General features: G+C 70.0%; 11 protein-coding genes and 1 pseudogene. 4 read left to right on the top strand and 8 right to left on the bottom strand.

The features are described 5' to 3' along the window. Positions 1–1107 (top strand): hypothetical protein (locus C1J00_RS29360; RefSeq protein ID WP_102912023.1); only part of this gene is annotated, 1107 nt, incomplete at its 5' end. 147 nt (positions 1108–1254) lie between these two features. On the opposite strand, the gene C1J00_RS29365 is transcribed toward C1J00_RS29360, so the two are convergent. Continuing rightward, positions 1255–1626, bottom strand: coding sequence for a holo-ACP synthase (locus C1J00_RS29365; RefSeq protein WP_102912033.1), 372 nt, complete (start codon positions 1624–1626; stop codon positions 1255–1257). 152 nt (positions 1627–1778) lie between these two features. On the opposite strand from C1J00_RS29365, the gene C1J00_RS29370 reads away from it, so the two are divergent. Next, positions 1779–2138 (top strand): hypothetical protein, encoded by a 360-nt coding sequence (locus C1J00_RS29370; protein ID WP_102912024.1) that lies wholly within the window; start codon positions 1779–1781, stop codon positions 2136–2138. 119 nt (positions 2139–2257) lie between these two features. On the opposite strand, the gene glmS is transcribed toward C1J00_RS29370, so the two are convergent. The 3 genes from glmS to C1J00_RS29385 form a co-directional block, all read right to left on the bottom strand. Further along, positions 2258–4105, bottom strand: a complete 1848-nt coding sequence (gene glmS / locus C1J00_RS29375; protein ID WP_102912025.1) for a glutamine--fructose-6-phosphate transaminase (isomerizing) — start codon at positions 4103–4105, stop codon at positions 2258–2260. A 108-nt stretch (positions 4106–4213) separates the two neighbouring features. Next, positions 4214–5023, bottom strand: a complete 810-nt coding sequence (locus tag C1J00_RS29380; RefSeq protein ID WP_102912026.1) for an ABC transporter permease — start codon at positions 5021–5023, stop codon at positions 4214–4216. After that, positions 5020–6027: an ATP-binding cassette domain-containing protein gene (locus C1J00_RS29385; RefSeq protein WP_102912027.1), complete on the bottom strand. Its 1008-nt coding sequence runs from the start codon at positions 6025–6027 to the stop codon at positions 5020–5022. Before C1J00_RS29385 ends, C1J00_RS29380 begins: the two co-directional genes overlap by 4 nt. Before the next feature lie 169 nt (positions 6028–6196). Between C1J00_RS29385 and coaA the strand changes: the two genes are divergently transcribed. Further along, positions 6197–7186, top strand: a complete 990-nt coding sequence (gene coaA, locus C1J00_RS29390) for a type I pantothenate kinase (protein ID WP_102912028.1) — start codon at positions 6197–6199, stop codon at positions 7184–7186. A gap of 102 nt (positions 7187–7288) precedes the next feature. Here coaA and glmM read toward each other — a convergent pair whose 3' ends face one another. From glmM to C1J00_RS29410, 4 genes are all read right to left on the bottom strand, one after another. Then, positions 7289–8647, bottom strand: coding sequence for a phosphoglucosamine mutase (glmM, locus tag C1J00_RS29395; RefSeq protein ID WP_102912029.1), 1359 nt, complete (start codon positions 8645–8647; stop codon positions 7289–7291). A gap of 165 nt (positions 8648–8812) precedes the next feature. After that, entirely contained in the window at positions 8813–9325 is a 513-nt protein-coding gene (rpsI, locus tag C1J00_RS29400) for a 30S ribosomal protein S9 (RefSeq protein ID WP_102912030.1), read from the bottom strand. 41 nt (positions 9326–9366) lie between these two features. Further along, positions 9367–9810, bottom strand: coding sequence for a 50S ribosomal protein L13 (rplM, locus tag C1J00_RS29405; protein WP_102912031.1), 444 nt, complete (start codon positions 9808–9810; stop codon positions 9367–9369). A gap of 217 nt (positions 9811–10027) precedes the next feature. Beyond that, on the bottom strand, positions 10028–10339 hold the full coding sequence (locus C1J00_RS29410; protein WP_102912032.1) for a hypothetical protein: 312 nt from the start codon (positions 10337–10339) through the stop codon (positions 10028–10030). Positions 10340–10413: 74 nt separating this feature from the next. Between C1J00_RS29410 and C1J00_RS29415 the strand changes: the two are divergent. Further along, positions 10414–10733: pseudogene (locus C1J00_RS29415) on the top strand (hypothetical protein); the annotation flags it as partial.

Here is a 10733-nt window from a genome sequence, read left to right on the forward strand (position 1 = left end):
ACCCTGACCGCCCCCGCCACGGCCGCCACCGCCACGGCCGCCCCCACGCGAGCACTGGCCTGTGGCGACGGCTCCTACCAGGCCGAAGCCGTGCAGAGCGGCGGCAACTGGACCGCCCGGCGCGGCGGCCGCACGGTCTACACCGGCACCGACATGCGCGCGGCCGTCCAGGCCGCCGTCAACAGCCTCACCTCCGGGCGCACCGCGAAGGAACGGGTCGTGGTCCGCGGCTCGGGCTCGATCTCGGCGGGCTCCCGCATCTCCCTGCCGAGCTACACCGTCCTCGACGTCTGCGGCACGATCAACGTCACCGGCAGCGGCTCGGGCGACCAGGCGCCGGTCTACTCGCGCGGCACCCGCGACGTCGAGGTGCAGAACCTCAAGCTCACCGGCACGCCGCTGTACGGCATCTTCCTGCGCAACGTCCAGAACGTGGTGCTCGGCCAGATCGACATGCGCCTCTCCCGCGGCCTGGGCGTCCGCATCGACAACCGCGGCGACACCAGCCAGTGGACGCGCAACGTCCGCATCGACAACGTCTACGTCTCCGGCGCGTCCAGCCACGCGGTCGAGACCTACGGCGTCGACGGCATCACCATCGGCACGGTGACGGCCCGCAACGTCGGCGAGTCGGGCCTGCTGCTGAACCAGACCATCAATGCCCGCGTCACCAAGGTGGACGCGGAGAACGCCGGCACGGGCACCGGCTACGCCGCCTTCCGCATGGCCAACCGCAACGGCAGGGTCGGCAGCGGCTACCCCACCAACATCCGCGTCGGCGAGGTCGTCGCCCGGGGCGGCGGACGTGGCGTGTTCTGCGTCTCGGAGAGCGGCGGGGCCGTCATCGACAAGGTGACGCTCTCCGGCACCGGCAACAACTCGGTACTGATCGAGAACTGTTACAACGTCAGCCTCGCGGCGCAGAGCGGCACGATCACGGGCGGCGGCGAGCTGCGCCTGGCCGCCCGCTCGCAGTTCCCGAACAACAAGGACATCACCATCCAGAACCTGACGGTCACCAACTCGGCCATCAGGGAGAACCCCTGCGGTGAGAACACGACCTTCCGCAACATCACGAGGGTGAACAGCAGCCAGTCGATCTGCTGACCCTGCTCCCGGAGCCCTCGCCACCCCACTCGGCGGGGGCTCCGGGGCCCTCTGCCCTCTGCCCTCTGCCCTCTGCCCAGGCTTTGATCGAGCCGTGTTCTGAAACGACAGGCCCCTAGAGTTGCCGGCACGCCCTGAGCGGGGGTCTCACGCCTCGGCGATGACCACGGCCGAGGCGATGCCCGCGTCGTGACTCAGCGACACGTGCCAGGTCCGCACGCCGAGTTCGGCGGCCCGCGCCGCCACCGTCCCGGTCACCCGCAGCCGGGGCTGCCCGCTGTCCTCGACACACACCTCGACGTCGGTCCAGAGCAGCCCGGCCGGAGCACCGAGCGCCTTGGCCAGTGCCTCCTTGGCCGCGAACCGCGCGGCGAGCGAGGCGACCCCCCGCCGCTCCCCGCTGGGCAGCAGCAACTCCCGCTCCACGAACAGCCGCCCGGCCAGCGCGGGCGTACGCTCCAGTGAAGCCGCGAACCGTTCGATCTCGGCAACGTCGATGCCGACCCCGATGATGCTCATGGGCAGCACCCTACGGTGACGGGCCACGTCCGGCGGGGACGGCTCCCGGTGCACCGCCCGAGTGACCCTGCGATCTTCAACTCCCTCTCCTCTCTGTAGAGTTCGCGCCGACCGCGATGAGCAAACGGCATCGCACGCAACGGGAGGACATCATGAAGTTCAAGTCGCTGGGGACCGCGGCCACGGCCGTGGCCCTCTTCGCCACGGCTCTCACCGGAACCGTCGCCACCGCCGGCACCGCCGCAGCGGCCACGAAGCCGGACTGCAGCAGCGCTCTGACCAACGTGAAGCCCAAGGAGACCGTCAACCTCCGCAGCTCGCCCAAGACGAGCTCCACGGCGCTCGGCACCTGGGGCAAGGGCAAGGCGGGCGCTGTCTGCTTCGACGACCGCAAGCCCACCAAGGGCGGCAGCTACACGGCCTGCGGCAAGACGAGCAACAAGTGGTACTTCGGCGGCCCCAACAGCACCAGCAAGGAAGGCTGGGTCCCGGCGACCTGCCTGCCCATCTGAGCCGGGCACCCGACGGCCCGACCGGCTGACCGAGGGGGCGAACGGAGCACAGCCGTTCGCCCCCTTTTTCACGCGTCTTTCACGCGTCCGGGAGACGCGGCCCGCTCACTCCCCCACCCTCACTCCACCGTCACCGACTTGGCCAGGTTCCGCGGCTGGTCCACGTCGTTCCCGCGGGCCGTCGCCAGCTCACACGCGAACACCTGAAGCGGCACCGTCGCGACGAGCGGCTGCAGCAGGGTCGGCGTTGCGGGAATCCGGACCAGATGGTCCGCGTACGGCACGACCGCCTCGTCGCCCTCCTCCGCGATCACGATCGTCCGGGCGCCCCGCGCCCGGATCTCCTGGATGTTGGACACGATCTTGTCGTGCAGCACCGAGCGTCCACGCGGCGACGGCACCACCACGACCACCGGCAGGTCCTCCTCGATCAGGGCGATCGGCCCGTGTTTCAGCTCCCCGGCGGCGAACCCCTCCGCGTGCATGTAGGCGAGTTCCTTGAGCTTCAGCGCGCCTTCGAGCGCCACCGGATACCCCACGTGCCTCCCGAGGAACAGCACCGTCCTCTTCGAGGCCAGGGTGCGTGCCAGCTCCCGCACCGGCTCCATCGTGCCCAGCACCCGCTCCACCGCCCCGGCGATCGAGGACAGGTCGCGGATCAACGCCCGGATCTCGTCGGCCCCCTTGGTGCCCCGCACCTGGCCCAGGTACAGGGCGACCAGATAGCACGCCACGAGCTGCGTGAGGAACGCCTTGGTCGAGGCGACGGCCACCTCCGGCCCGGCGTGCGTGTACAGCACCGCGTCCGACTCGCGAGGGATCGTCGAGCCGTTGGTGTTGCAGATCGCCAGCACCTTGGAGCCCTGCTCGCGGGCGTGCCGCAGCGCCATCAGCGTGTCCATGGTCTCGCCGGACTGCGAGATGGCGATGACGAGGGTCTGCGCGTCCAGGATCGGGTCCCGGTAGCGGAACTCGCTCGCCAGCTCCACCTCGCAGGGGAGCCGCGTCCAGTGCTCGATGGCGTACTTGGCGATCATCCCGGCGTGGAAGGCCGTGCCGCACGCGACGATGACGACCTTGTCGATCTCCCGCAACACCCCCGGAGGGATCCGCACCTCGTCCAGGGTCAGCGAACCGGAACCGTCGATCCGGCCCAGGAGCGTGTCGGCGACCGCCTTGGGCTGCTCGGCGATCTCCTTGAGCATGAAGTAGTCGTAGCCGCCCTTCTCGGCGGCCGACGCATCCCAGTCGACGTGGTACGAGCGGACGTCGGCCGGGCGGCCGTCGAAGCCGGTCACCGTCACGCCGTCCCGGCGCAGCTCCACCACCTGGTCCTGGCCGAGCTCGATGGCCGAACGCGTGTGGGCGATGAACGCGGCGACGTCCGAGGCGAGGAAGGCCTCGCCCTCACCGACGCCGACCACCAGCGGTGAGTTCCGCCGCGCGCCCACCACCACGTCCGGCTCGTCGGCGTGCACCGCGACCAGGGTGAACGCGCCCTCCAGCCGCCGGCACACCAGCCGCATCGCCTCGGCGAGATCCGCGCAGGAGGAGAACTCCTCGGCGAGCAGATGCGCGACGACCTCGGTGTCCGTCTCGGAGGCCAGATCGTGGCCGCGCTCCGCCAGCTCGGCCCGCAGCAGGGCGAAGTTCTCGATGATGCCGTTGTGCACCACCGCGACCCGTCCCGCGTTGTCGATGTGCGGGTGGGCGTTGGTGTCCGTCGGCCCGCCGTGCGTGGCCCAACGGGTGTGCCCGATGCCCGTGACGCCGGTCGGCAGCGGCCTGCCGTCCAGCTCCTTCTCCAGGTTGAGGAGCTTGCCGGCCTTCTTCGCCGCCGCCAGCCCGCCGTCGGCCAGGACGGCGACGCCCGCCGAGTCGTACCCCCGGTACTCCAGCCGCTTCAGCCCGGCCATCACCACATCGAGCGCCGGCTGCAGCCCCACATATCCCACGATTCCACACATGGGCGGCAGCTTAGGGTCGATTCGAGCGTCGAACCGCCCGTTCCGTGCCCGAAATCGGAAATTCCCGCCGGGGTATGAAGCCCGTATGAAGCCCGTATGAAGCTCTGATCAGACCTTCGCCCGGTAAGCCCGCATGGCCAACGGATAGAACACCAGCGCGATACCCGCCGCCCAGACCAACGACCACAACACCGGCTCCGCCACCGCCCCGCCCAGCAGCAGCCCTCGGAACGCGTCCGACAGATGTGTCACCGGATTGACGTCGCTCCACGCCTGGAGCCAACCGGGCATCGTGTCGACGACGACGAACGCGCTGCTGGTGAAGGTGATCGGGAAGATCAGCGTGAAAGCGAACGCCTGCACCTTCTCGGCGTCGCCGGCCAGCATCCCGATCAGCACCGCGCTCCAGGACACGGCCGCGGCGAACACCACCACCAGCAGGGTGCCGAGCAGGAAGCCGCCGAATCCGCCGGTAATCCGGAACCCGAGCGCCAGGCCGAGGCCGATCATCAGCAGCAGCGCCCACAGGTGCTTCGCGAGGTCCGCGGTGATCCGGCCGATGAGCGGGGCGGAGCGGGCGATGGGCAGGCTGCGCAGCCGGTCGAAGACGCCCTTGGTGAGATCGGTGTTGAGTGCCATCGCCGTGTACATCGTCATGAACAGGGTGTTCTGCACGATGATCCCGGGCAGCGCGTACTTCAGGTAGGCGTCGGGCGACCCGGCCATCTGCCCGCCCAGGACGTACGTGAAGAGGAACACGAACATGATCGGCGTGATGCTGTAGTCGACCAGTTCGAGAGGGTTGTGCTTGACGGCGACCAGGCTCCGCCAGGCCATCGTGAAGGTCTGCCGCAGCCCGGAGAGGACGGGCACCCGACCGGATCCCGTGACCGGCGCGGCGAGACCGGTGGCGGTCATGACCGGCTCACCGCCTTCTCCAGCTCCTCGTCCTCCCGGACGGCCGCACCGCCGTCCTCCTCGGCCTGGCCCGGCTCGGCGCGGTGGCCGGTCAGGGAGAGGAAGACCTCGTCGAGCGAGGAGCGGCGCAGGGCCAGCTCCCCGACCGCGATGCCCTCCCGGTCCAGCGCGCGCACGACGGCCGGCATGAGCTCGGGGTCCTTCACCGGGGCGGTGACCGTCTCGCCCTCGATCCGGGCCTCGGACCCGGCGGCCCCGGCCACCAGCGCGTGCGCCTGCGCGAGGTCCTGCCGGGCGATCGGCCTGAGCTCCAGCACCTGGCCGCCGACCTGCGCCTTCAACTGGTCCGGCGTGCCCTCGGCGATCACGCGGCCCTTGTCGATCACCACGATGTCGTCGGCGAGGACGTCGGCCTCGTTCAGATACTGCGTGGTCAGCAGGGCGGTCGCACCGTCCGCGACCAGGCCGCGCAGCAGGTCCCACAGCTCACCACGGCTGTGCGGATCGAGGCCGGTGGTCGGCTCGTCCAGGAAGAGGATGCTGGGCCGCCCCACCAGACTGGCCGCGAGGTCCAGGCGCCTGCGCATGCCACCCGAGAAGGTCTTCGCGGCCCGCCCGGCCGCGTGCGTCAGCTGGAACCGCTCCAGCAGTTCACCGGCCCGCGCCTTCGCCTCCCGCCTCGGCAGGCCCAGCAGCCGACCGATGAGCAGCAGGTTCTCCGTTCCGGTCAGGTTCTCGTCGACCGCCGCGTACTGCCCGGTCAGCCCGACGAGGGAGCGTACGACTCCGGCCTCCCGGACCACGTCGTGGCCGGCCACCCGGGCCCTGCCCCGGTCCGGGCACAGCAGGGTCGCGAAGATCCGCACCGCGGTCGTCTTCCCCGCGCCGTTGGGGCCCAGCAGCCCGAGCACCGTGCCCTTGCGGGCCGCCAGGTCGACGCCGGCCAGCGCCTCGGTCTCCTTGAACCGCTTGACCAGGCCTTCCGCCTCTATCGCGTACGTCATGGGTACCCCCAGGCATTCGTGGACCCCGACCGGGCCCACCTCTCCCACAACTGTGACGCACGCCACTGACATTCCTCCCGCACCAGCATTTGTCAGGAGGAAGCGGGGCGATCGACTCGCGTGACGGATCCCACCTCACGGTGCGTTCGAACGCCCGTAACAATGGACTGTGATCTCTCCGGTCTCCTCGATATCCCGGAGCGCCCACCGGCAGCGGCCGGAGGCGACTCCCTACCTCGACCTCACCCGAGCCGAGTGGAGCGCGCTGCGTGACAAGACGCCGCTGCCGCTGACGGCCGAGGAGGTCGAGAAACTGCGCGGTCTCGGCGACGTGATCGACCTGGACGAGGTGCGGGACATCTACCTCCCGCTGTCCCGGCTCCTCAACCTCTACGTCGGCGCCACCGACGGCCTCAGAGGCGCACTGAACACGTTCCTGGGCGAGAAGGGCTCCCAGTCGGGCACCCCGTTCGTCATAGGCGTGGCCGGCTCGGTCGCCGTCGGCAAGTCGACGGTCGCCCGCCTCCTCCAGGCCCTGCTCTCGCGCTGGCCCGAGCACCCGCGCGTCGAGCTGGTCACCACCGACGGGTTCCTCCTGCCCACCCAGGAGCTCCAGGCCCGCGGCCTGATGTCCCGCAAGGGCTTCCCCGAGTCGTACGACCGTCGCGCCCTGACCCGCTTCGTCGCCGACATCAAGGCCGGCAAGGACGAGGTCACGGCCCCCGTCTACTCCCACCTCATCTACGACATCGTCCCCGACCAGAGGCTCACGGTCCGCCGCCCCGACATCCTGATCGTCGAGGGCCTGAACGTCCTCCAGCCGGCCCTGCCCGGCAAGGACGGCCGCACCCGCGTCGGCCTCGCCGACTACTTCGACTTCAGCGTGTACGTCGACGCCCGCGTCGAGGACATCGAGACCTGGTACCTCAACCGTTTCCGCAAGCTGCGCGCGACCGCCTTCCAGAACCCGTCCTCGTACTTCCGCAAGTACACGCAGGTCTCGGAGGAGGAGGCCCTCGACTACGCCCGGACGATGTGGCGCACGATCAACCGGCCCAACCTGGTCGAGAACATCGCCCCCACCCGCGGCCGGGCCACCCTCGTCGTGCGCAAGGGCCCGGACCACATGGTGCAGCGGCTCAGCCTGCGCAAGCTGTGACGGCAGGGGATCGCCGAGCTTCAGGGGCGCGGGGAACTGCGCGGCAAGCCGCCCACCACCCGCAGACCGCGAACAACACGGTCCCCGCCCCCGGCCCGTTCATCAGCCCAGCGCGGACTTCACGGCGTCGGCAAGCCGCCCCGCAACAGACCGGGCCTGCTCGATATCGGCCGCCTCGACCATCACCCGTACCAACGGCTCGGTCCCGGAGGGCCGCAGCAGCACCCGCCCCGTCGCCCCCAGTTCCCGCTCCGCGTCAGCGACGGCCGTCGCGAGCTCCGCGGACGTCCCCACCCGCGTCCTGTCGACGTCCGGCACGTTGATCAGCACCTGCGGCAGCCGCTCCATGACGGCGGCGAGCTCGCGCAGCGTACGCCCGCTCTGAGCCACCCGAGCCGCCAGCATCAGCCCGGTCAGCGTCCCGTCGCCGGTCGTCGCGTGGTCGAGGACGATCACGTGCCCGGACTGCTCGCCCCCGAGGGCGAACCCGTGCTCCTTCATCTCCTCCAGCACATACCGGTCGCCGACGGCGGTCTGCACCAGCCTGATGCCCTCGCGCTCCATGGCGAGCTTGAACCCGAGGTTGGACATCACCGTGGCCACGACCGTCTCGGACCGCAGTACGGAGCGCTCCCGCATCGCCAGCGCGAGGACGGCGAGGATCTGGTCCCCGTCCACCTCCGCGCCGGTGTGGTCGACGGCGAGGCACCGGTCGGCGTCACCGTCGTGCGCGATGCCGAGGTCGGCCCCGTGCTCGACGACGGCGGCCTTGATCTTGTCCAGGTGCGTCGAACCGCACCCGTCGTTGATGTTGAGCCCGTCCGGCTCGGCCCCGATCGTGACGATCTCGGCACCGGCCCGCTGGAACGTCTCGGGCGAGACCCGGGCGGCGGCGCCGTGTGCCTCGTCGAGGACGACCTTCAGCCCGTCGAGCCGGTTCGGCAGGACGCTCAGCAGATGCGCGACGTACCGCTCGAAGCCCTCCTCGTACGCGCGCACACGGCCCACCCCGGCTCCGGTCGGCCGGTCCCACGGGGCGCCGGTGCGGTGCTCCTCGTAGATGGACTCGATCCGGTCCTCCAGCTCGTCGGGGAGCTTGTGCCCACCACGGGCGAAGAACTTGACGCCGTTGTCCGGCATGGCGTTGTGGCTCGCGGAGAGCATCACACCGAGGTCGGCCCCCAGCTCCCCGGTCAGGTACGCCACGGCGGGCGTCGGCAGCACGCCGACCAGCAGGACGTCCACTCCGGCGCTGGCGAGACCCGCGACCACGGCGGCTTCCAGGAACTCCCCGGACGCACGGGGGTCACGCCCGACCACGGCGGTCGGCCGGTGTCCCTCGAACGTGCCCGCCTCGGCCAGTACGTGTGCCGCTGCCACGGAGAGGCCCAGGGCCATCTCCGCCGTCAGATCCGCGTTGGCGACACCGCGCACGCCGTCCGTGCCGAAGAGTCGTCCCACAGTGGTGTCCTCCGAATTGCTGAAGGGAATGCGGCTCACATCCCCGATCCACCCCCTGAGACTGTCCGGGGGCCGTAGGGGTTGTGTAAACGAACCGCCCCGGCAGCACAATCCGTGCCGCCGGGGCGATCGTTGCGAAGCCAGTCGCCAGGACGGGCGACGCGATTAGCGCTTGCTGTACTGCGGAGCCTTGCGGGCCTTCTTCAGACCGGCCTTCTTGCGCTCGACCGCACGGTCGTCGCGCTTGAGGAAGCCGGCCTTCTTCAGCGCGCCGCGGTTGTTGTCGACGTCCGCCTCGTTCAGCGCACGGGCGACACCGAGACGGAGGGCACCGGCCTGGCCGGAGACACCGCCACCGGAGATGCGGGCGATGACGTCGTAGCGGCCCTCGAGCTCGAGAACCTTGAACGGCTCGTTGACTTCCTGCTGGTGCACCTTGTTGGGGAAGTAGTCCTCAAGGGTGCGACCGTTGATCTTCCACTTGCCGGTGCCCGGGACGATCCGGACGCGGGCGATGGCGTTCTTGCGACGGCCCAGGCCGGCGGCCGGCTGGGGCTCGCCGAAGCGGGAGGCCATGGACTCCGAGGTGTACTCACCCTCGACGGGGACCTCGGACTCGGTGGTGTAGCTGTCGATGTCAAGCTCTTCGAGCGGCTGCTCGGCAGTGGTCTCGGCCACGATGCTCCTCAGATTCTCTTCAGTCTTGGGGGTGGCCGGAACTACTGCGCGACCTGGGTGATCTCGAACGGCTGCGGCTGCTGCGCGCCGTGCGGGTGCTGGTCACCCTTGTAAACCTTCAGCTTCGAGAGCATCTGACGGCCCAGCGTGTTCTTGGGGAGCATGCCCTTGATGGCCTTCTCGACGGCCTTCTCGGGGTTCTTGTCCAGCAGCTCGTCGTAACGGACGGAGCGCAGACCACCCGGGTAGCCGGAGTGGCGGTACGCCATCTTCTGGGTCCGCTTGTTGCCGGACAGGTGCACCTTGTCGGCGTTGATGATGATGACGAAGTCACCAGCGTCGACGTGCGGCGCGTAGATCGGCTTGTGCTTGCCCCGGAGGAGCGTCGCGGCAGTGGTGGCGAGACGACCCAGGACAACGTCCTGGGCGTCGATGACGTGCCACTGGCGCGTCACATCGCCGGGCTTGGGGCTGTACGTACGCACGGTTCGTAGCCTTCGCTTCGAGTGAATGGTCCATAACTGGTCACCGAAACGATCACGACAGCCTGGACCGCACTGCGGCGACGCATACCGCGTACGTGGGGTCGCTGGTCATCGGCCCGGTGGACCGGTGTAAGGGCCCGTCCCGTGAGAATGAGCAAGCCAATACACAACGAACAAGCAGAATACCGGGGTACGGCACAAGGGTCAAAACGCGGTATCACCCAAGCCGCTCGGTCACGGAGACGTACAGGGCGGCACAGAGCGTCACGACCCTCCGCAGCGTCCGCCGCCGCAGCGGCCGTACGCAAGGAAACACCGCCGAGACGGCGACGTCCACGGCGAAGGCCGCACACCAGCGCACCGCGGATCCACCGGCACGCGGACGACGGCTCGCCCGCAGCGCCCCCACCACGACCGACGGCCACACCCCGGCCGCGAGGACCGGCCACGCCAGCAGGCACCCCATCAGCACCACCGCCGGAAGCACTCGCCCCAACCACCCGGAGATGTCGCCTTTGCCCGTGCGCATGGGAGGAACGCTAGGGGCTGCGGTGCCCGTCCGGGCGGACCAGCACACCCCTGGTCCCGTCTAAGATGCGGCCCATGAGCTTTGGGCAGCAGGGGGGACCCCAGTCCCAGTGGGATCCCTGGAAACCGCAGTCGCAGCAGCCCTGGAACAGCGGGGGCGGCCAGTCGCCCGACTGGGCAGCGCTCGCTGAAGCCTCCGAGGCCCGCAACAAGCGCCGTCGGCTGCTCCTGATCGGCGGCGGCGCGTTCGCCACCGTCGCGATCGGCACCGCCGTCGCGGTGGCCCTCGTCTCGGCGGGCGGCGACAGCCAGGGGAACCCGACCTCCCTGCCGTCGGTCGACATCCCGAGCCAGACCGCCTCGGCCCCGTCCTTCGCCCCGACCAGCGCCCCTCC

The sequence above is a fragment of the Streptomyces cahuitamycinicus genome, assembly GCF_002891435.1.
Taxonomy (GTDB): Bacteria; Actinomycetota; Actinomycetes; order Streptomycetales; family Streptomycetaceae; genus Streptomyces; species Streptomyces cahuitamycinicus.

Excerpts from the sequence above, each read along its gene's own strand:
- C1J00_RS29365 (WP_102912033.1), bottom strand. The coding sequence starts at position 1,626 with ATGAGCATCATCGGGGTCGGCATCGACGTTGCCGAGATCGAACGGTTC.
- C1J00_RS29370 (WP_102912024.1), top strand. The coding sequence starts at position 1,779 with ATGAAGTTCAAGTCGCTGGGGACCGCGGCCACGGCCGTGGCCCTCTTC.
- glmS (WP_102912025.1), bottom strand. The coding sequence starts at position 4,105 with ATGTGTGGAATCGTGGGATATGTGGGGCTGCAGCCGGCGCTCGATGTG.
- C1J00_RS29380 (WP_102912026.1), bottom strand. The coding sequence starts at position 5,023 with ATGACCGCCACCGGTCTCGCCGCGCCGGTCACGGGATCCGGTCGGGTG.
- C1J00_RS29385 (WP_102912027.1), bottom strand. The coding sequence starts at position 6,027 with ATGACGTACGCGATAGAGGCGGAAGGCCTGGTCAAGCGGTTCAAGGAG.
- C1J00_RS29410 (WP_102912032.1), bottom strand. The coding sequence starts at position 10,339 with ATGCGCACGGGCAAAGGCGACATCTCCGGGTGGTTGGGGCGAGTGCTT.